The 21,403-nt window shown below is 68.9% G+C and carries 10 protein-coding genes; 4 read left to right on the top strand and 6 right to left on the bottom strand.

What is annotated here, in order from left to right; genetic code table 11:
* Positions 1-4: 4 nt before the first annotated feature.
* Both ACVOME_RS01890 and ACVOME_RS01885 read right to left on the bottom strand, forming a co-directional pair.
* Positions 5-1,789, bottom strand: coding sequence for a DUF2341 domain-containing protein (locus ACVOME_RS01890; RefSeq protein ID WP_481504646.1), 1,785 nt, complete (start codon positions 1,787-1,789; stop codon positions 5-7).
* Between the two features lie 38 nt (positions 1,790-1,827).
* Positions 1,828-3,450 carry a ShlB/FhaC/HecB family hemolysin secretion/activation protein gene (locus ACVOME_RS01885; protein ID WP_111186880.1) on the bottom strand — a complete coding sequence of 541 codons (1,623 nt, stop codon included), beginning with the start codon at positions 3,448-3,450 and terminating at the stop codon, positions 1,828-1,830.
* A 261-nt stretch (positions 3,451-3,711) separates the two neighbouring features.
* Here ACVOME_RS01885 and ACVOME_RS01880 point away from each other — a divergent pair, with 261 nt between their 5' ends.
* Positions 3,712-3,987, top strand: a complete 276-nt coding sequence (locus tag ACVOME_RS01880; protein WP_229765786.1) for a hypothetical protein — start codon at positions 3,712-3,714, stop codon at positions 3,985-3,987.
* A 7-nt stretch (positions 3,988-3,994) separates the two neighbouring features.
* Here the strand turns inward: ACVOME_RS01880 and ACVOME_RS01875 are convergent, their stop codons facing one another.
* The gene (locus ACVOME_RS01875) at positions 3,995-4,453 is read right to left on the bottom strand and encodes a general secretion pathway protein (RefSeq protein WP_053516310.1); all 459 of its coding nucleotides are present in this window, start codon (positions 4,451-4,453) and stop codon (positions 3,995-3,997) included.
* 115 nt (positions 4,454-4,568) lie between these two features.
* Here ACVOME_RS01875 and gspH point away from each other — a divergent pair, with 115 nt between their 5' ends.
* From gspH to ACVOME_RS01860, 3 genes are read left to right on the top strand one after another with little or no spacing between them, the layout of a single operon-like run.
* Positions 4,569-5,015: a type II secretion system minor pseudopilin GspH gene (gene gspH, locus ACVOME_RS01870; protein WP_053516372.1), complete on the top strand. Its 447-nt coding sequence runs from the start codon at positions 4,569-4,571 to the stop codon at positions 5,013-5,015.
* Positions 5,015-5,374, top strand: a complete 360-nt coding sequence (gene gspI / locus ACVOME_RS01865; protein WP_414487427.1) for a type II secretion system minor pseudopilin GspI — start codon at positions 5,015-5,017, stop codon at positions 5,372-5,374. Before gspH ends, gspI begins: the two co-directional genes overlap by 1 nt.
* Positions 5,371-5,985: a prepilin-type N-terminal cleavage/methylation domain-containing protein gene (locus tag ACVOME_RS01860; protein ID WP_460256587.1), complete on the top strand. Its 615-nt coding sequence runs from the start codon at positions 5,371-5,373 to the stop codon at positions 5,983-5,985. Before gspI ends, ACVOME_RS01860 begins: the two co-directional genes overlap by 4 nt.
* A gap of 222 nt (positions 5,986-6,207) precedes the next feature.
* Here ACVOME_RS01860 and ACVOME_RS01855 read toward each other — a convergent pair whose 3' ends face one another.
* From ACVOME_RS01855 to gspF, 3 genes are all read right to left on the bottom strand, one after another.
* On the bottom strand, positions 6,208-18,606 hold the full coding sequence (locus ACVOME_RS01855; protein ID WP_481504645.1) for a filamentous haemagglutinin family protein: 12,399 nt from the start codon (positions 18,604-18,606) through the stop codon (positions 6,208-6,210).
* Positions 18,607-18,811: 205 nt separating this feature from the next.
* On the bottom strand, positions 18,812-19,987 hold the full coding sequence (locus tag ACVOME_RS01850; RefSeq protein WP_053516316.1) for a substrate-binding domain-containing protein: 1,176 nt from the start codon (positions 19,985-19,987) through the stop codon (positions 18,812-18,814).
* 212 nt (positions 19,988-20,199) lie between these two features.
* Entirely contained in the window at positions 20,200-21,399 is a 1,200-nt protein-coding gene (gspF, locus tag ACVOME_RS01845; protein WP_283219553.1) for a type II secretion system inner membrane protein GspF, read from the bottom strand.
* Between the last annotated feature and the right edge of the window lie 4 nt (positions 21,400-21,403).

The raw sequence follows: 21,403 nt of genomic DNA, 5'->3' as shown, positions 1-21,403 counted from the left end.
CTCCTCAGCCCTGCACCGTGGCCGGGCCGCGCCCGTCCTGCTCTTCAGCCAGGCGGGCGGCGAATTCGTCGATGAACACGGCCATGTCGGCACCGATGGCCTCGGCGCGTGCGCCCAGCCAGTTGTAGCCGAACAGTGCCGGGATCGCGACGCCGAGGCCGGCGGCCGTACACAGCAAGGCCGCCGCCATGCCCGGCGCGACCGAGTTGATGTCCACCGCACCGGCCATCGCCGCGACCACGAACACCAGCATGATGCCGATCACCGTACCGAACAGGCCCACATAGGGCGCGCCTTCGATGGTGGTGGACAGCCAGTTCATGCGACGCGACATCGCCTCCTGCTCGCGCACCATCACCGCATCCATCGATGCGCGGATCGCCGCGATGGTCGCCGCGCTCAGATAGCCGCCGTTGCCGTCGCGCTGGTGGCGTTGCTGCATCTCATCGATGGCCACCTGGTAGATGCGCCACAGTGAACCGTCGCGCATGGCCGCCGGTGCCTGGCCCTGCCGGTCCATGTCCGAGAGCGTGCGCAGCGGCACGCCGGCCAGCTTGCCGAAAGCATCAGTGAACACCGCATTGGCCTTGCCGGTGCGGCCGAAGTGACGGCTCTTGGCGATCATGATCGCCCACGACATCAACATCATCAGGCCGAGGATGGCCACCACCACCCAGGCATCGAACGGCATCGCCTTCAGGATGAAGCCGAAGTGACTCTGGCCCGTGGACTGCTCATCGGCGCCATAGCTGATCAGGCGTGAGTCAGCGCCCTGCGCGGTGGCATCGGCCAGCAGCAGCGCCGCCGGGCGCGCAACGCGAGAAATCCGCAGTTCATCCAGCGCACCGTCGAAGCCGGCCAGCGGTTGCTCGGCACCCGGCGCATCAGCGCCCACCACCGCTGCGGTCGACATGGCGGGAAGTTCGCCGCTGAGCTGCGCCACCACGTGGCCATTGAGATACAGCTGCAGCGACCCCTTCTCCGCCGTCAGCGCCAGATGCGCCCACTGTCCCTCGGGAATCGGCTGCGCAGGCGTGCTGCGCTGGCCATTGAGCTGCACGAACGGCACCCGGTTGTCGATGCCCAGCAGCAGTTCCGCGCTGCCATCGCGACGGGCGTAGATGGCCTGCGCCGCGTTCTGTGCACCCGGCTTGATCCACGCGGACACGGTCAATGGCGCGCCGGCCTCCTGCGCCAGCGAAGCACTGGCTGGCAGCGGCAGCGCAGTGCCGGCGAACTGCACGCCGCGACCGATCACCGAACCTTCGGCGGCCGGCACCACTGCGCCCGCATTGTTGCCGTAGGCCGTGGTGTCACGTGCCGGGGCATTGGCGTCGGCGAAGTGGTAGACCAGCGTGTAGTCCGGATCGAATACCTGCTGTCCATTCCCACTGGCCGGCGCCTTGTCGTTGCCGTAGTACATCCAGATCGTCTGAGGTGCGGCGGCGCTGACGGCCGGCACATCCACCCACACCAGGGCCAGCCCCAGCGCCGGGTCGAACTGTTCGATCTGGTGCGCCAGCACGGTGCGCCCGTCCGCCGACACGAAACGCAGATCGCTGCCGGCATCCTGGGTGCCGTCGAAACCGAAGTTGCCCGTATGCAGGCGCAGCAGCAGCGGGGTTCGACCGGGGTCGCCTGCCAGACCGGCACCCTGCGGGCCTGCGTCGATCGTGATCGGCTTGCGGTATTTCCATTCGGCCTGCCACCAGTTGGCATCGGCCGCAGCGGCGGGCAGCGCGATCAGCGCGGCCAGCAGCAGCAACATCCGGGAAAGCAAACGGTCCATGCGAGGGGTCTCCGGAGAACGCATGTTCAAGGGAAGGGTCAGTAACTGGTGCTGATGTTGAAATGCAGCCGCGGGTCGTCCTTGCGGGTCACCGGCCCATCGGCATAGGGCCACGCATAGTCCAGGCGCAACTGCAGGTGATCTCCCAGGCGCAGCTGCGCGCCGAGCCCGACCGAGGCCAGGTTGTACTGGTCGCGCTGTTCAGGCAGCGGCCGCCGCAGGCGCAGGTAGGCCGCGTCGGCAAAGCTGTACACGCGAAGCTGGCTGCCGCTCCACAGCGGCCATGCCGGGGTGCGCCATTCCAGGTTCGCCACACCGCCGTAGTCACCGATCGCCTCGGCCGACAGGTAGCCGCGCACGGTGTACATGCCACCGGCGGCGAACTGCTCGGCCGAGACCAGTGGCGCATCGGTCACCTGCAGGGCCCCGCGTGCATACCATTGCCAATCGCTGCCGAAGGTATGCGTATTCGACACATCGGCCTTGAGTGCGACGAAGCTGGGATCGGCCCACGCCCGCTTCTGGCTGAAGTCGTACCCATTGCTGCCATAGCCGAACAGGCGGCGGGTTCCGGCCACCAGCTGCGTGCTGATGCTCAGCTGGTCCTGTTCGCCCTGGCGCACACCCACGAATGCCAGCGTGAGCGGTGCGTACTTCAGGGGAGTCTTCAGGTTGTCGCTGCCCATCCAGGTGTCCTCCTCGGTGTCCTTGAAGTCGACGCCGAGGCTGAGCTGCCGCCACCATGCAGTGCTGCCGGGCAGGCGGTAATTGAGCTTGAGGCCGATCGAATGACCATTGCCGATCACGTTGGTGCCGGTTCCCGCGCCCCCCTGGCCGCCGGCATTGAGCACGCGGCTGTCGGAGGTATAGCCCGATGCCTCCAGGCTCCAGGGGCTGCCTTCAAACGGCAGCGTGTACGACGCCGAGAACACCTTGGCCTGATCGGTATCTTGCGGAGCGAGGAACACGCCGAGACTGGCGCTGTGCCCGCGTCCCCACAGGTTGTCATGCGCCAGCGAGGCACTCAGGCGCAGTTTCTCGGTGTCGGCACTGCGGTCATTGTTGAGTGCGGCGCTCGCTCGCCAGGGCGACTTTTCTTCCACCTGCAGGTCCACGTCCATCGTGCCGGGCGTCTTTCCCTCACGGACCAGCGGCATCACCTGGCGGCGACCGCCTTCGTTGAGCGCGGTCAGTTCCTTCTGCGCCCGGTCGAAATCCGGCACCTGGCCCTCGGCCAGCGCCGGTACCCGTGCGCGGATCCGCGCCGCCGCAGCAGGCGCCGCACCGACCACGCGCAGTTCGCCGATCGGCGTCTGCTGCACCTTCAGCAGCACCACGCCGGCACTGACCTGCTGCTCGGGCAGTTCCACGTACACCGACTGGTATCCCGCCTGCTGGTACAGCGCGCTGACTGCATCGCGCGCCTGCTCGACGTCGGCCAACGTCCTGCCCGGGCCGAGATAGGGCTCAACGGCGCGCTCGATCAGACGCGGATCAAGTACGGTGTTGCCGCGCACGATGTACTCGTTGATGTTCACCCTGGCCGCCGGCGTGGCATCCTGCGCGAGCAGCGGCAATGGCAGGGACGCCACGGCCAGCGCGAGTGCCCGCGGACGCAGGCGCAGCGGGAGTCGGACAGCTCGGCACGGAACAGGCGTCATTGAAGGCATCGCGTCGTATCGAAGGAAGTGGCCAGGGAGCGGCGCGTGGGTCTACCCACAGGACGTGCAGGGCGCGTCAAAGCCGCCAACAGTTTTGTGACAGCACTGTCATCTGTTGACGGCGGCGGAATGCGCGCAGGCGGACACTGCGCCCGCCACCCGTCCATGAAGCAGCCGACATGGGGTGGCGGGAGATAGGAGATGAACATGATTCTGACTGCATGGCGCTGGCCTGCCGTGGCGTTGCTCGCGTCCATCGCGATGCCGATTGCGCACGCCGATGACCGCGCAACGCGCGCGGACACACCGCCCTGCATCGACGTGCAGGTCAACGGAGAGCGCATTCCGGCCTGGGAATGTCTGCAGCGCAGGCTCGCACCGGCACCGCCGCGTGCACGATCACCGCGCCTGTCCGAGTCGGAGCGGCTGATGCGGCAGCCCGGCAACCAGCTCATGCAGTACAACCTGGAAGGCACCCGGCAACGGATGGGCGACGCCTTTGGCCGCTCGGTGACACCGCAGCGCCCCTCTCGCTGATCGCGCCTCAGTGCCGCCCCGCAGCGGCAGGCACGATGCCGTCGGCAGGAACGGGCGGCAGCGCGGGCACCGGCAGGCTGCGCGACCGCCCCGCCTGCTGCAGTTCGATGGTCTCTGCGCCGATGCCGGCCAGTACCGTGGACGGTCCCAGGCGCTGCCCCGGCACATAGGCATCGACAGCGCCACCATCGACCGACAGCAGTGCCAGCGGTGCGTGCGCGCTGGCCATCACACCCAGTACCACTACCTCGGTGTGGATCGCACCCGGTGACAGCAGCCGCACCAGCGGAGCGCTGGCCGCAGCGTCGAACGGTGGCCGGGCCGGTGTCGACGGCCTTACCGCGCTGGCCGCCGCGGGTGGTCCTGCAGCGAACAGGGCAATGCCCCAGTAGGCCATCACGGCCAACAGCAGCGTCGCCGCCAGCAGTGTCAGCAGGTGATTGCGATCCCAGCGCCTGCCGTCCATGTTCCGCACCTTCGTCGACATTGACGGCCACCACGCTAGCAGTCGCCGCTGACGCTTTTGTTTCATCATCCGCCGCTACCCTGTCCGCGATCGGCAAGCACAGGAGGCGATGTCGATGCGGCGCATCCCGCGCGGCTTCACCCTGCTGGAACTGATGGTGGTGCTGGTCATCATCGGCATCTGTACAACGGCCATCGGCCTGGGCCTGGGCACACTGCTGGATCCTGCGCGCCAGCTCCGTCAGGAAGGCGAGCGATTGGCGCAACGCCTGCAGGTGGCACGCGATGAGGCCCGCATCGATGGCCGCAGCCTCCGCTGGCAGGCGGATGCCGAGGGCTACCGCTTCAGCCGACGCGAGGGCGACCGCTGGACCGACGTGCAGCGCGACGACCTGCTGCGCCCCCAGCGGTGGCAGAGCCCGGGCATCGCCGTACAGCCGGCGGCAGCCATCGAACTGAGTCCGGAATGGATCGGCGTGCCGTGGGAGCTGGCGCTGTCGCTGCAGGGGCGACAGCTGCGCCTTCGCGACGACGGCAGTGGACAGCTGCAGGTCGTGCAGTGATGCGGCCGCGGCGGGGTTTCACCTTGATCGAGGTACTGATCGCACTGGCCATCGTGGCAGTCGCGCTGGCGGCGGTGATGCGCTCGGTGGCAGTGGCAACCGATGACCAGTCGCGGCTGCGCGACCGACGTCTGGCACTGCTGTGCGCACAGGACCGCTGGCAGGAACTGCGGCTGGCCGCGCAACCGCCCGCGGATGTGCAGCAGCGCTGCGTGCAGGGTCGCAGCCGCTTCCTGGTGCGGCAGCATCTGGGCAGCGGCAGCGACGGGCAGCCGCTGCTGGAGCTCATCGTGGTGGCGGAGGATGCACCAACGCAGTCGCTGGCACGCATGCTGCTGCCATGGACCGCTGCACCGTGAAACGGCGCGTGCAGGGCTTCACCCTGATCGAAGTGATGATCGCGATCACCCTCATGGGCGTGCTGGCCGTGATCTGCTGGCGTGCGCTGGACAGCGTGTCCAGCAGTGACCAGCGACTGCGCCACGCCGATGCAGGAACCAATGCCGCATTGCGGGTGCTGCAGCAGTTCCAGCGCGACATCGAGATGCGCGCGGACGATGCCCTGATGAATGGTGCGGTACGCCCCGCTGACCAGCCACAGCGCCTGCTGCCGCCGGCGCTGGTCAGCGAACGGCAGGCCGACGGCAGTTTCGCGCTGGAGATCACCCGCAGCGTCGGCAGCGACGGGCTGCGCTGGCAGCGGGTGCGCTGGTGGCGCCAGGGCAATACCCTGTGGCGGGCCAGCGGGCCGTCATCGGATCGCTATCCGTTGCCGCCACCAGAGCAGTCACGCGGGCTGGCCGTGGCGCACGATGTTCAGTTCTTCGATGTGCGCGCCTGGCAGCCGGGCGCCGGCTGGACGACGCTGCCCAGCCAGGGCGTGCTGCTGCCGGCCACCGGGCTGGAACTGAGGCTGCGGCTGCGTGATGGCCGCGGTCCGTTGAGCTACCGTCGCGTCCTTGAACTCTAGCCGCAAACGCAGCTGCACACCGTCGACCCACGTCATCCGGGGCGCAGCGTCCGCCATCCCGGCCACCGGGCGCTGCCCCGCGCCCGGTGGCGCCTGTGGGTGCTCCTCACCGCCGATGGCTGCTCCCTGCCCTCCGTGCCGTCCTGGCGGGGGGCCGCCACCGCTCCGTGGCAGCGGGCCCGATTGCGGATCTCCACGCACCGCGTGGATCATCCCCGGCAATTATCGCCGCTGTGTGCCACCCTCTCCACGCGCCTGCGGTTCGCGGGCCTGCGGGAACTGGAAAGCACTGTCTACGTCGTAGCCGCTGGCCGCGGTCGTGCCGCGTGCCGGCGGGTTGATGCTGCTGCTGGCGTTGCCGAAGCCCAGGATCTGCACGCTGATCACCGAAGGCTGGTTGCGCCGGGCATCCTCCTGGCTCTTGCGGATCACATCCTGTGCCGCCTGGCTGGCACTGCTGGCGGCGGCGCTGGCCGAAGCCAGCGCGTTGACGTTCACCGACGCCAGCACCGGCAGGCCCTTGCTGTCTCCCTGCACCTGGATGTTGGCCGCGTTGAGTACCTGCAGCGCGGCCAGATTGATGTTCCCCGAGACACGGATGCCCGCCTCGCCCGCATCGATGGTGCCCAGCGGCGCGATCAGATCCACATCGCCCGGCGCGACTTCCGCGATCGGATTGAGGGTGGCAATGCCCGCACCACTGGCCGGCGCCTGGGGCGACAGGATCACATTGCCCCAGGTGTCATAGACGCGCCGTGGCGGTGTGTACAACAGCGTGGTGCGCGAGCCGCGACCGGCATTGATGTCGCCCTGTTCCGACCACGCCAGGATGTCGCCACCGAAGGTGGTCATCACCCGCGACAGGCCCAGCAGCACGCTGTCCTGGCTGAACAGGCGGATATCGCCCTGCCCCTGGGTGACGAGGCCGGCACTGGCAGGCGGCACCACCCCCTGTACACCCACCACGATCTGGCCTCCCGGTGCCATCAGTTCGATGTTGCCGCCCGCCTCGGTGCGCACACCGGAGCCACCGTACATCACGATATCGCCGGTTCGGTCGATCGTCGCACCGGCCGCATTCCTGTCCGGCATCAGCGTGGCGATGGCCTCGCGCCCGCGCAGATAGGAGCCGAAGCGCGGCCCTTCCGCATCGGTGTACTCGCGTCCGCCTTCGCGCAGCTCGGTGTAGTAGATCTGGCGCAGGAAGATGCGCTGCTGTTCCTGCGGCAACGCATCGAACGCAGCCAGCGCTGCCTCGCCATCGGCGGCCATGCCGAAGCGTTGTTGCAGCCACTGCTTCAGTTCCTGGTCGTAGACCTTGACTGCCCTGCCCGGCTGCGACGCAAGCGATTGCGCGGGATCGGCCAGGTTTGCGGGATCCAGATAGCGGGCACGCAGGGCGGCGAAATCGATCTGCTGGTTGCCGGCCGTCAGCGCGATGCTGGCACCCGGACGGGTGTCACCCTGCACGATGCCACCGAGGCTGACGATGCTGCCCGCCTCCTCCTGGCGCAGCTGACGGCCGGCACTGATCTCGACGTTGCCGGGGCCGGCGATCGTCGCGTCCAGATGCACGATGTCACGTCCCGCCGCCGCCACCGTGATATCGGTGGGCGCGCTGTTCAACGCGGTCATCGACACGCCGAGGATGTCCCGCCCTGCCCGCAGCTGCACCGCGCCTGCTGCCTCGAACCAGTTCAGCTGCGTGCGCTGCCAGGCGGTGCCGTCGAGCGTGCGTTGGGCGCCTGTCGCCAGGCCGATGATGTCGCCCTGCACGGCGTAGAAGCGGCTTGGTGCCAGTGCCGCGGAGACCGTGGACAACGGCGTACCGGGGCCGAACGCGAACAGCGGAAGCGATGCCTCCGGCGAGGCGATGTTGCCATCGACCGACAGGTTGTGCCGCGGGCGCGTCACATTACCGCTGGCATCGCGTTGCTCGGCAACGAATGCGGGGTCGAACGGCCCCGGCAGGCGCGCATCCGCGCCGGAGCGCGTGATCTGGGTCGCGCCGCTGCGGGCGAAGATGCTGCCGCCCGCCAGGACGTCCAGCCGCCCGGTAGCCGAGGGCGCCAGCAGGATCACATCCTGCGTCCCCGTCACGGCACTGATCCGGTCCAGCTTGATGTCACCCTGGGCGGCAACGGCGCTGAAGCGCGATGGATAGAGCCAGTAGTTCAGCAGCTCCTCCCGGCTGCCCGGTGCCAGGGCAACCTGCTCGGGCCACAGATTGCTGCCGGTCACATTCTCCGGCCCGGCGAGGCCCGGCGCCAGGTCGCCACCGGCGCTGAACAGATCCACGGCGGTCGCGTCGGTCCATAGGGAGAACCAGGTGCTGCCCGCAGCGCGGCTGCCGTTGTCCTGCACCACCGTGCTGTAGTTGGCCAGTGGAACCCGGCCGGCATCGGCGACGCCGCCGAGCACGACATCGCCCCGCGCCTGCAGCTGTGCGACCGCATCGCCCAGCACCAGCACCGGCCCGCCCATCGGGCGGGCGGCGTCGGCGGCGAACAGATCGGCCGCACGCAGCTGGCCCAGCGTCCCGTAGCTGTCCAGGGTGACACCCATTGCACCGATGCGGCCCGCATCGAGCAGCAGGCTGCCACGCAGGTTGCTGAAGGTACCGTTGAGGTCGAGATTCTGTCCCGCCCTGGAGGCATTGAGGCTGGAGAACGTCGCCCGCAGATTCGGATTCAGTGCGCCACCGATACGCAGCTGCAGGTCACCGCCGCCGGTCAGGTGCAGCTGGCCATCGCTGACCCGGCCGGTCGATCCCACCGCCGCGATGATCGCACCCGAGCGCGGTGCGATCGTCGAATCCAGCGCGTCACCTATCGCATCGCGCACGCCGGCGTCACGCCCGGCCTCCAGCGTCAAGTTGCCGCCGCCCAATGTGCCGAAGCCGGTGAAGCCGACCATCCGCGGAGAGGCGCCAGCAGCAGCGGACACGTTGGTGTAGGCGCCAAAGTTCACCCACCAGCTGGTCGGCACCGGCTCCACGCCGGTGGTGCTGCCGGTTCCCTGCCGCCACAGCCAATTGCCGACCGCGGCACTGGAGTACAGCGCCCAGTCGCGCTCGCTGGTGCCGGACTCTGCGCGCCCGGTCCAGACGTCACCGACGATATCGCGCCCGGCTTCGACGCGGAGGTTGCCGCCATGATCGGGATACCAGGCCTGGTATCCCGCGATTGCGGCGTCATAGCTGCCCGGCACCAGGTTCTCACCCAGCAGCGTGGTGTTCCAGGGCGCCGCCGCGCGCGGTGAATCAAACGCGGCGTCACGGCCCTCGCCGAGTGAGCTGGGCGTACCGGCGGTATAGACGCCGAACCCGGACTTCATCGCAACGTCGCCCGCCGCGAGCAGTTCCAGGTCGCCCTTGCCGGTGCGCAGGACACTCCAGGCCGGTGTACCGGCGCGCTTGCCGTAGGTGGTGACCTCGGTCTGGGTGCCACCGCCGGCACAGTAGCCCGGTGCCATTCCGCAGAATTCGTCCTCGGTCATGCCCAACAGCTCGGCGAAGTCCTTTGCCGGCGTGCCGACGTAGGATTCATCGCCCCAGAAATCCAGCGAACCCTGCGCGGCGACCTGTCGCGGCGCGGGGCCGCAATAGCCATCGGAAAGCGCGCAGAACTCATCCTCGCTGAAGCCGAACATGTCTGCCAGCTCGGAAATCGGACGGCCGGCATAGGAGGTGTCGCCCATCCAGTCCAGTGACGCCTGTTCGGTCAGGACCCGGTCGCCCACCCAGATGATCTCGGTCGTCACGGTGCCGACCGAGCCCTGATGGGTATCGGCAAGCACCACGCTGCCGTCGCTTCCCCAGCGTCGCGAACGCGGATCCGCGGCGTCGCTGTCAGCCCCCGCCACCAGTGTCATGTCCCACGATGTCGTACCTTCGGCCAGCATCGGGGCAAGCGCCCAGTTGCGTCCCTGGTTGCCGTTGGCGTCGGCAGGACGCAGGTTCACCGATGCGTCGCCGGGCAGCTCCACCTTGGTCAGCGATGGAATGTACGCGCCTACCTTGAGCTCGACTTCCCGTGCCAGGCGCAGGGTCACCGGCAGCATCGCGCCGGCCGGCCAGTCCTGGGCGGCCATCTGCACATCGCTGCGCAGGCGGAAGCCAGCCCCCAGTCGCGCACCGGCCGCCAGCACCAGCGGCTCCTGCAGCACGGTGCCCGCCGCCAGCGTCTGCCCGGAGTCGGTGGTCACCGCCGCACCCAGCACCGTGCCCGCGGGCAGGCGCAGGTTCTGCGAGATCACCATCGGCGCGGGCAGCACGGTACCGACCGGAAGCGTTACCGATTCGACCGGCACGTCATAGTTCAGGCGGGTACCGGCTCGGAACTCCGTACCGGGCTGCAGCCTCACGCCCTCCCCCGGCACCACCAGGTCGCCGCCGAACGGGGTGTGACCGGCGGTGCCGTTGCGGCTCTCATGCAACTGCCATCCTGCCTCGTCCGGATTGGCCGGTGGCGGCGCGAAGCCATCGTTGATGCTGCCGTGCACGTTGATGTTGCCCTCCGCGCGCAGCACCAGCGACGCCGACTCGCCGAAGCCGCGCCGCGCCGGATCATTGCGATCGGCCTCAGGCCCATAGCGGTAGCCGGACAGGTCGATGTCACCGGATACGGTCAGGTCACCTCCGGGATTGGCCTCGCTGCGGCGGGCGAGGACCTGCACGCCGGGGCGCAGGCGATGCGTGCCCAGCGCAGCCGTGCGTTGTCGGAGATCCGCATTGGCCAGCGCGCCGTCCATCCACGCGCGGTTGTCCGGATCGACGATCTGGTCCAGCCACTGCTGGGTGACGCGCTGCGCGCGGTTGCCGTTGACGTCGACAGTGTCCGCCAAGGGCGCGTCCTCATAGCGTCGCACCGCATTGACCTGGATATCGGCCGCACCTTCGACGCGCAGACCGTTGGCGACCGTTATCGCCGCATCGTTGCCGCCGATGCGGGGCGCATCGATCTTCAGGGTGCCGCGGGCCACGCCGTCGTTCTGCCCGAGGCCGCCGCCCACCGCCACCGCCGTGCCCGCGCGCAGGTCGAGATGGGCGCCGGCGCCGATGTCGATCCCGCCGGCGGCGCTGCCCAGTTCGATCGTGGCCCGGTTCGGGCTGTCGATGATCTTGCCCTGGCTGTCCACGCGCAGGCCGGTGCCATGCGTATCCAGCGTTCCCTCCACCTGCAGACCGTCACGTGCGTACAGGCGGATCGCGCCGACCTGCTCGCCACTGGCGTCGATGCGCCCCGCCACGCGCAGGCTGCCTGCGTCGAGGCTGATGTCGACCCTGCGCGCCTTCACCTCATCACCGATCAGAAGATCACCCTCACCGATCCGGAACGTGCGCCCGCCGGTGACACCGCCTGCGTTCAAGCGCTGGTTCAGGCCTGCGAAGTCCTGCAACGTGCCGGCGCGAACCACGAGGTCTGCGCCGTCGTAAGGCACCACGGTGCCACCTGCGTCGTAACGGCCACTGGCAGCCCCCTCGATGCCGCCGGCCAGATCGGCACTCCCGGCCAGGGCGTTCACCGTCAGCCGTCCGCCGCGGTTGTTGCGCGCCGAGAGATCGATGCGTGAGGCGGCGTCAGTGCTGACGTCACCCGCATCGCTGGACAGCAGCACGTCGCCGCCCCAGCTGTACCGGTCCACGTCGTACAGCGTAACCCTGCGCCCTGCCAGATCCAGCGCCGCCTGGCTGCCGAGCGCGATGCCTTCGCGTGCGCTCGCTGACAGGCGGCCGGAGGCCAGTGCGATCGTGCTGTCCAGCGCGATCCGCTCGGCATCGATGCTCAGTTCACTGCCCAGTGCGTCGCCGCCGGCCCTTCCGCTGCCGCCCTGCAGGCGGAAGTCGCCGCCGGTCCGTACCTGCAGCTGCGCACCCGGATCGGCCGTCAGCAGCGGCGTGTCGATGCCGATACTGCCACCGCTGTACTGCCAGCCCTTGTCCGCGAGATAGTCGCCGCGCTGCTGGTACACGTCCAGCGTACCCTGCGCGGAAAACAGCAGCTGCCCGGACGCGCTGAGGTTGAGCGCGCTGAAGCCGAGCACCTGGCGGTTCGCGGGCACCTCGGAGCTGGGACGGCTGAACGGGGCGCGCGCCAGCTGCAGGTTGCGGGTGACGATGTCCAGCTGCCCCGCGCCAAGCCGGTCCACCATGGGATCGGCCGGCGGCACCGATGCATCGCTGCCCGCCGCCTGCGTCGCCGCCAGCGAACCGTCCCAGACCAGTGTGTCCACCAGGATGCGCGCACGGTCGCTCGCCGCACCATAGCCATGGATGGCCTGCGCGCCCAGTACCAGCGTCTGCAGGCCGCCGCGGCCGGTGGCACTGTCGCGCGCATCCAGGTCGACGCTGCCGAACACGTTGACCGAATCGCGTGCGACCAGGCTCAGCGTATCCAGCGCCGGTGCGCCGGTGGCATCATTGCCGCGCAGCAGCTGCTGCAGCACGGACTGGTTCATGGTCATGCCATTTGGCAACGCCCCTGCGGCCGCCGCCTGCGCGATCGCCTCGGCGCTGCCGAGGTTGAGCGCCGCCATGCTCACGCCCAGCTGGCGCGTGCCATAACGGGCGGAATCGCGCATCTGCAGCACGCCATCGGTGGCCACCCCGATGCTGCCATCGGATACCAGCCGTGCCTCGCCTTCGCAGTCCGTCTGGCAGCCGCCGATGTCGATCGCGACCGGCCCTGCCGCCACGCCGGTCGTACCGGTGATCAGGTTCAGGCGCTGGTTCGAGACGGCCAGCAGGCCGCCATTGACCTGATAGGGTACGGTCGGCGCGGACGCGGTGTCGCGTGCGAAAGGCAGGGTATCGAGTGTCGCCCCGGCTTCGACCAGGATGCCGCTGCCACCGGACGCCGCAGCCACCAGTATCTCCGGTGCCTGCAGGCTCGCACCGGAGCGGATCGCCACATCGCGCACCGCGCCGGACACCGCCACCAGCGATGCCGTCTCATTGAACTGTCCGCCGATCACCAAGCGTTCCGGCCGCAGCGCATTGAGTGCGTCGTCGGTGAAGGTCGCGCCACGATCGTGTGCCTGCGACGGACTGCCGGCAGCAGCGATCTCCAGCGAACCCACGGCCGGGCTGGCGAGCGTGGCCACCAGGGTGCCACCGCGTCCCTTTTCATTGGCCGCGGAGAAGCGCGCCGTGCCGGCGAAGTCGACGGCCGCGGTTCCCTCGCGGCCAGCGCCTTCACCCAGTGCCAGGGTCAGCCCCAGCGCATCGATGGTCTGCCAGCCGCGCGCCTCGCCACGACGGTCGGCGGTGGCCTGCACGAAACTGTTGTAGCTGGTTTCGTTGTAGCCGGAATGCCGGCGCACCACGGCCGCCGGCGTCAGCAGGATGTCGGTGAGCAGCGGCGACGCCACCCCACCCAGTGCCGATCCCTGCTGGCCGGACACGCGCCAGGTCCCGGTGCCGGTCTGGATCGGCTGCGGTACGCCGGAGGTTCCCGTCGCGCCCAGTTCGACGCGGAATGCCCCCGGCTGCAGCGCGAAGCTGGCCGGCAGCAATGTGTAGGTCCCCGCAGGCAGGCCGGGAACGCCGGCGGGTACGGTGATCTGCTGGCCCACCGCTGGAGCAGCGAAGCCATCATCACTGCTGGGTGCGAAGCTGCCGGCACGTCCCGGCACAATCGCGTACACCGGGTTGCCGGAGGCACTGAACGCATAGCGCGGGTTGGCATCGGCCAGCGCAGTGCGCAGCACGTCGACGGAGCCACCGCGGCCTGAGACAAATGCCGCGCCGGTCAGTTCGCCGCCACCTGACACGTCCAGCAGCGCACCGGCATGCACATCCACATCGTTGGCGGTTACGGTCACGCCCTTGGACGCAATGCCACCCGGCGTCAGTGATTCCAGGCTGCTGCTGCCTCTTCTCCACGACACGCCGTCCACGGTACCGCCATAGGGCAGCGCCAGACCTGCGCCACTGGTGGAGGTGATGCTGCCCGGCAACAGCTCCACCCGGCTGGCACGTGTGCCGCCCAGGATCAGGCCGCCCAGTTGCAGCGCTCCCATCGGCGCCTGCACGTTTCCGCCCTGCTGCACGGTCGCTGCCACCAGCTGCAACGCGCCCAGCGCTGACTCCGGCGGAGTGGCCGCCGCCGTGCCGGTACCCCGGATGCGCAGCACCGCATCCGGATCTGACCAGTATCCGGGCGTCGCCACGGTCGCCGCAGACGCACCCGCGACCAGATAGCCCGTCGCACCGGAGGTGGGGTACAGGCGGGCGGCACTCACATCCATCGACCCGCTCGCCATCAACGCACTGATCGATCCGCCGTTGGACACCGCGTTGAGCAGCCGCACGTCGCTGCGGCTGTCCAGCACGACCTGGTTGAAGCCGGGCAGCCAGGTGACATCACGGATGTCGATCAGATCAGCCCTCGCCGACAGCACGTGGTCGCCTTCCGCAGCCGACGCCACGGTATCGGTGACCACCAGGTTCTCACCCGGCAGCGACTGCCAGTGCGACTGTGCCAGCAGCAGGTGCGGAGCACTCAGCGAAATCCTGCTGGACTGCGGTGCTGCCACGGCCATGCCGAGGCTTGACTGCCCCTGTCCGTAGATGCGCAGGCTCTGGCCCATGCGCAGGTCGACATCGCCCTCCGCGCGGACGTCACCGAACACGGACAGGCTGTCGAAGCCGCCGGCCTGGATCTGCTCCACCGACAGCGTCGCGTGCCCGTACTCCAGCCGGTCTGGCAGCACCGCGTCGGCCTCGCCGCGCTGGCTGAGCGTGATGCCGCGCGCACGCAGCACTTCCTCGCTCGCGCCCCGCGCATGGACGCTGCCACCAAAGGCCACGCCCAAGGTGCCGCCACGCGCGCCACTGCCGCCGGCGGAGGCGTCCATTGCGCCGTCCAGGTACAGAGCGTTGGCCGAACGCAGCACGATCTGCCCGCCATCGCTGTCCACGCGGGTCCGCCCCTTCCCGTCGACATCCAGCGGCGCCGAGGCGCCCGCTGCCCGCAGCTGCGCACCGCGCTCGAGCACGACGAAGGCTTCAGGCGGACGGTTGTCCACCGACGCAGAGGTCTCCCAGTCGAGCGCGCCGCCGATCTCGATGCGCCCCCCGGCCCGCACCAGTCCCTGCAGGCGGCCACCGGCATCGGCCAGTGACACCGCGTCCGCACTGACATCCAGCAGCGCACCGTCAGCGAACTGCCAGGTCCGCTCGCTCCGCTGCCCGGCATACAGCGTGGTCGGCAGGCGCACATCGTCGATGCTGATGCGTCCTCCCTGCGCACGCAGCGTACCTTCCACATCGATGTTGCCGGCGCCGAGCAGGGAGATCGCCTGCCCCGGGTCGACCTCGATCAGCGCGGCCTTGCCCACCCGCAGGTCGCCGCCGACGCTGTTGCGATCCGAGCGCAGGCTCACGCTGGCACCGCTGCGCTGGCGGACCAGCCCGCTCAGTGGATCGGCACTGTAGAGCGGTGCCAGCCAGCTCTCCAGTGCCTCTTTCCGATCCGTCGCGGTGCGCGCGTCCGCGGTCATCCGAAGGCCCGGCATGCGCGCTGCCAGCTGCGTGCCATCGGCAACCTCCAGCCCTTGATGGCCATTGATGTCGTATTGGGCAAAGCCACTGCCGAACAGGCCGGCATCCACCTGCAGCGCTGCTGCGTCCGCCGGATCCGCATCGCCCACCCGCACCCGGCCACCGGTGCCCAGCGAGAACGTGCCGCTGCCCTGGCCACGGCCGCTGAACCGGCTGCCCTCGCCCAGCTGCACCCGGCCGCTGCCGTCCGTTGCAACCGTGCTGCTGTTCGCCTGCAGACTGATGCTGCCCCCTTTGCCGACATGCCCCTTGCCGCGCAGGTCCAGCGCGGCGCCGGCCTCGACGTCGACCGTCGCCCCCGCGCCCACGCTCACGTCATGGCTGTTGCCCAAGCTCAGGCGGCCGCCATCCGTCCAGGCACCACCCGCATCCAGCGGCTCTCCCAACGCTGCGTTGCTCCATTCACCGGCAAGAACGATGCGGGTACCGTCGGCAATAACGGTGCGTGCGCGGCCATCGTTCAGCAGTGCCGTCGGCCTGCCCTGCACCTCCAGCAGGTTGCCCGCCGACAGCTGGCCGCCGGCAATGCCGATGTCGCCCGCCAGTTCCACCTCGCTGCCGGTCAGATTCAGCTGTCCGCCCGCCTGCAACCGAAGACGGCCGTCAATGCTGATGCGATCGGCGCTCGCCAGATCGATCCGCCCCCACTGCTGGGCACTCAATTCTGCGATGTCCAGCCACACCGTGTCGCGCCGCTCCTCCCCGACCGGTGCCAGCAGTGACCACGCCGCCGTCTTCGGCGCATTGTCATCCACGCGCACGTCCGAACCGAACACCCCGCTGCGGCCCTGGCCGTCATAACGCCCGAGGTAGAGCTGCGCATTGCGTGCTGCCGCCGTCTGCGCCTGTGCATAGCCGTCCAGTGCGGCATCAGGCCGGCGGTTCTGCTGCGCGCCCTGGAAGGTGGCGGTCTCCACACGGCCCTCCAGCACCGCCGTCGGGGCGGAGACGATCAGGCGTCCTGCATCGCGGCCGACCGTATACCCGTTGTCGACACGCTGCGCCGCGAACACGACCGGATCGCGGAACGTCTCGGTGACGCCCCAGCGCTCCTGTTTCACCTCATGGCCGTTGTACACCCCGTCGAACAGCATCTCCGCCGGTGCGTCATCAAGGCGGTACACCTGGCCATCCACGCCGCGCACCCAGCTCTGCCGGATCACGCCGCTCTGCACATCCAGGCTGCCACCCGCAAGGTTGATGCGTGACCCACCATGCGTGATCACTTCACTGCCACCCAGCAGGACGGTGCCTCCCTGCGCGGCCCATTCGCCGATCGAATGCCCCTGGTTGTCGAGGTAGCCGCCCACTTCCAGCAGGCCGCCTGCGGCATACCAGCGCTCACCGTCGTAGCCCCCGGTTCCGGCTGGCACGTGGATGAGCCTGCGGCGGTCGACCCAGACCTCGCTGCTGGTCAGCTTGCCGCTGTCGCGGTTGTCCAGCGCATCGCGCAGTTCGTTGCCCTGCACCTTGATCTGGACATTGTTGCTTTCCATCGAGACCTGCACGCCCACGGCACCCGACACGTCCACGCGTGCTGCATCGTCGACGTAGCTGCGGGCCGCCGCGTCGGCGATGACCTGGCCGCCCGTGGCAACCGTGAGCGAGTCCGGACGGAAATGGATGGTGCCACCGGACACGATCTCCACCCGCGACTGGTCGCGTCGGTCGTTGTGCTGGGAGAGATTGTCGAAGGTTGCCGAGCGCGCGCCCGCGCGGATCGCATCCTGCTCTGCCGATTCCCTGATGAGGCTGTCCCGCTGGGTGTCCAGTGCCGTGGCCTTGCCATCGTCCTCGATCAGCACCGCCGTGGTCGATCCATCGGCGAGCGTGACGGTGCTGCCGGTATCACTGGCCGAGGTCAGAAGATGCACGGTGCCGCGCTGTGCGAGCGTCGTGCTGGCCACGGCAACGCCGGCCTGCTCGACGTTGCGTCCGGCCAGGGTCACGTCACCCTCGCGGGCACGCAGCAGGCCGGTATTGCGCACGCTGCCCGCGGTACTGTCAGCGATGAAGCGCGGCGCGATTTCATTGCCACGCGTGGTGGAGCTGGTATTGGCTGCGGTGCCGACGCCGCGCCGGATCACGAAACTGTCGCCGGCCGCCAGCTGCACCTGGCCCTTTCGTGCCTCGATCTGGCCGGCGTTCTCCACGCTGTGTCCCGCCAGCAGCACGTAACCGCCGCCACGCGTGGCGCTGGTCGGCTCGTGGGTCGCGATACGTGCGCCCCGCTCCACCATCACCTTGCCAACGGCATCGCTCAGGGCCGCCGTATTCGTATCCGCGCTGTACAACCCGGTGTCGCGGAACTGGCCGTCGCTGATGCGCGCCGCCGCCGCGACCAGGTTGCGGACGTTGACCTGGCTGTTGTTGCCGAACACCACGCCGTTGCGGTTGGCCACGAACACGGTGCCGCCCGCGGTGAGCTGGCCGAGAATCTGGCTGGGCCGCGCATTCGGATCGTTCACCCGATTGAGCACGGCCCAGTCCGGGTTCTGCAGGAAGTTCAGCGTGGTGTTGCCGCCGATATTGAAGGTCTCCCAGTTCAGGATCGCCTTGTCCGCGGTCTGCTCGATGCTGACCTGGACACGTCCGTCACTGCCCTGTGACTGGATCGCCTCGCGGGCGTTGATCCAGCCCCGGGTCAACGGATTCTCATCGACCTTCAACCCGTCCCTGCCCAATCCGTCGGCAACGATGAACCCGGCCTCCCGCCGCGATTGCCGCGCCTGATCCTGCAGGCGCTGCTGCAGGGCGATGGCCTGCGCGGCGGTGCCGAGATTGTCGATCGACTGCTGCAGCTTCTGCCGCGCAGCATCCTGCTGCTGGGCCGGCAACTGGAACTGGATGGCCACGCCGTTGGGCATGCGCCCGCTCTGGCTAGCAGCGCCCTGCGCTGCGCCGCGCTCGGCGAACCAGGCCGGGCTGAAAGCCTGCTGGGCCTGGCTGGCCGGGGCGACCACGCTTCCCAGTGCGACCGCGATGGCCCACGCCATCGGATGATTGCGGCGCATCGGCGCGGCCGGATGAACAGCGGACGGGAGCGGGTGCGACATCGTAACCTCATCAACCTGGTGGACCGCACTGGCGGCGGTGATCGCAGACACGCGCAACGCATGCCCTGCCACTGATAGACGGTTCGCGTGACATGAAGCCGACAGCGTGCAGGGGGCGATGGCGCTGCACGCCGCACGGCGGAAATGGCGACGCCGGCCACAGAGGCCGGCGCCGGGTCAAACAGGGTTCACGCGGTGCTGCGGATTACAGCGGACGGCCGATGCCCGCACAGGTGCTGGGATTGTTCAGGCCGGCTGCGCTGCTGGCCAGCACGAAGCGGTTGCGGATCGCATCGCGCCAAGCCTTGGTCAGCGGGATGAAACCATGGCCGGTGATCGACGCCTCGTAGGCCGCCGGGTAGGTCGCCGGATAGTGACGCGCCAGGAAGCCGCGCAGACTGGTGGCAACCGCCGAATCCTTGTAGCACTGGCCGATCACCAGGTTGGTGTAGCCGGCAATCGGATAGCCGGCCGACGGGTTGCCGAACACCGGCACCCAGTTGGCGGGGTTCTCGGCAGCGGTGCCGGTCGGCGGAGCGACGGTATCCAGGGTGGCCTGCACGCTCACCTGGTCCGGCGAGAAGCCCTTGACCTTGGCAACCTTGGTCGCATCGGTCAGGCTCGGGATCACGTCCGGGCCGACGTAGCCGATGCGGCCATCCGCCGCATAGACAGCGTTGTACAGCGAGGTGCCGCCCGTGGCCGGCGCGGCAACCAGGAACGCCGGCAGGTTGTTGTTGGCATCGCGCTTGTACAGGTCGGCGAAGGTCGACTTCACGGCGAACGTGCCGCCGACCAGGTTCGAGGTCGCAGCCGGCTCAGCGGCGCAGGCGGCAGCCAGGAAGCGGGTGAACATTTCGCTGGTGCCGCTGCTTTCGGTGCGGTAGACCACACGGATCGGACCGCTGCGGTTGGCGTCGATGGTCGACCAGTCGCTGATCGCGCCGGAGAACACGCCGCAGATCTGCGCCACGCTCAGGTTGACGGCCGAACCCGGCTTGTTGAACGGGATGGTCACCGAGGTGGCCACCGACGGCACCTGGATCAGGGCGCCGTAGCGGTTGGCATTGGTCGACTGGTTGTAGTTGGTGGTGTAGGTGCTCAGTTCGGTCGCGCTCAGCACCGAGTCGCTGCCAGCGAAATGCACGGTGCCGGTGGTCGAGAACAGCGCCGAATTGTTCTCCAGGAACGCCTTCTTGCCGGTGCCCGAACCGGTCACGGCGTAGCTGAAGTTGGCCGGCAGGATGCTGTCAGCCTGGCCCTTGTAGAGGTCGGCCGGCAGCGATGCACCACCGCCGGTAACGGTCTGCGCCGACGCGGCGCCGGCAGTGGCGAGCAGCGCGGTGGCAACCAGCGCGGCCAGAGTCTTGTACTTGTACATGATCTTCTCCTGAAGGGTTTGCTGCGAAGGGAAACGCCAAGGGAGGAACGGTCACTACACGCCTGCTGTCGCTGAGGGCCTCCCAGCCCGCTCCGCGACGACAGGCTCATGCTCGTCCGTGCCGATGACAGGCCGCTTAAGAAACCTGTGGAAGATCGAGAAAAGGTATGGAGGATTGTGTGGAGAAGCGTGGCCTGTGCGCCGCACGCCCGTCACTGCACTAGCTGGTTCATTTCCATGATCGGCATCAGCACCGCCAGCACGATGGTCAGCACCACCCCGCCCATCACCAGGATCATGGTCGGCTCGAGCAGTGCGGTCAGTGCCATCGCGCGCCGCTCGATCTCGCGCGAGAGGGTCTGCGCGGCGCGATCCAGCAGGGGCGCAAGTGTGCCGGTCTTTTCACCACTGGTGACCAGATGCACCAGGATCGGCGGATAGACCTTCTGCACTTTCAACGCAGCGCCCAGTGCCGCGCCTTCACGCACGCGCGCGGCGACATCCTCGGCGCAGCGCGCCAGCAGCGTGTTTCCCAGTGTCTGCCGCGCCGCCTCCAAGGCGCGCAGCAACGGCACGCCGGCATCGAGCAGGATGGCCAGCGTCGAGGCGAAGCGCGCACTGTTCACGCCAAGCACGAAGCGCCCCATCACCGGTACGCGCAGCAGCATCGCATCCCAGCGCAGGCGCAGATCGGTGCGGCGCAACGCCAGCCGCCATGCTGCAACCAGCAGGCCGATGCCCAGCGCTGTCCATGCACCCCAACTGCGCACGAACGCGCTGGCGGCCAGCATCACCTGGGTCAGCATCGGCAGTGTCTGTCGTGCCTGCACGAACGCTGTCACCACCTGCGGCACCACATAGCTGAGCAGGAAGATCACGATCGCCACCGATACCAGACTGATCGCCGCTGGATAGATGAACGCCGTGAGCACCTTGGCCTGCAGCGCATTGCGCTCCTCGATGTAATCGGCCAGGCGTTCCATCACCCGCGCCAGGTCGCCCGAGTCCTCGCCGGCGCCGACCAGGGCGCGATAGATCGGCGGGAAGTCGCGCGGCCGGGCCGCCAGGGCCATGGTCAAGCGCTGACCCGCACGCACATCGGCGCGCACCGAGGTCAGCGCCTGAGCCACATGCGGTCGCTCTGCCTGCTCGATGACGGCACTCAATGCGCCCTCCAGCGGCAGGCTGGCGGCGAGCAGGCTGGCCAGCTGGCGGGTGGCCCAGGCCAGTTCGCTCGCTGAAAGCCGGCGTGTCCCCCAGCCCCCGCCTGCGCCGCGCGCGGGGCTGACCTGCACGGGCGTCAGCCCACGCCCGCGCAGCAGCTGGCGCGCGCCACGCGGGCTGTCGGCATCCACCTGGCCCTTTTCGATGCGTCCCTGCGCGTTGGCGGCCTGGTAGTCGAACAGCGCCATCGTC

This window comes from Stenotrophomonas sp. STEN008 (assembly GCF_056760435.1).
The sequence above is the reverse complement of the archived record's forward strand: the minus strand, read 5'-3'. Positions and strand labels throughout refer to the sequence as shown.

Coding starts and splice junctions, on each gene's coding strand:
- ACVOME_RS01855 (WP_481504645.1), bottom strand. CDS start 18,606: ATGTCGCACCCGCTCCCGTCCGCTGTTCATCCGGCCGCGCCGATGCGC.
- ACVOME_RS01880 (WP_229765786.1), top strand. CDS start 3,712: ATGCCGATTGCGCACGCCGATGACCGCGCAACGCGCGCGGACACACCG.
- gspH (WP_053516372.1), top strand. CDS start 4,569: ATGCGGCGCATCCCGCGCGGCTTCACCCTGCTGGAACTGATGGTGGTG.
- gspF (WP_283219553.1), bottom strand. CDS start 21,399: ATGGCGCTGTTCGACTACCAGGCCGCCAACGCGCAGGGACGCATCGAA.
- ACVOME_RS01885 (WP_111186880.1), bottom strand. CDS start 3,450: ATGACGCCTGTTCCGTGCCGAGCTGTCCGACTCCCGCTGCGCCTGCGT.
- gspI (WP_414487427.1), top strand. CDS start 5,015: ATGCGGCCGCGGCGGGGTTTCACCTTGATCGAGGTACTGATCGCACTG.
- ACVOME_RS01875 (WP_053516310.1), bottom strand. CDS start 4,453: ATGGACGGCAGGCGCTGGGATCGCAATCACCTGCTGACACTGCTGGCG.
- ACVOME_RS01890 (WP_481504646.1), bottom strand. CDS start 1,789: ATGGACCGTTTGCTTTCCCGGATGTTGCTGCTGCTGGCCGCGCTGATC.
- ACVOME_RS01850 (WP_053516316.1), bottom strand. CDS start 19,987: ATGTACAAGTACAAGACTCTGGCCGCGCTGGTTGCCACCGCGCTGCTC.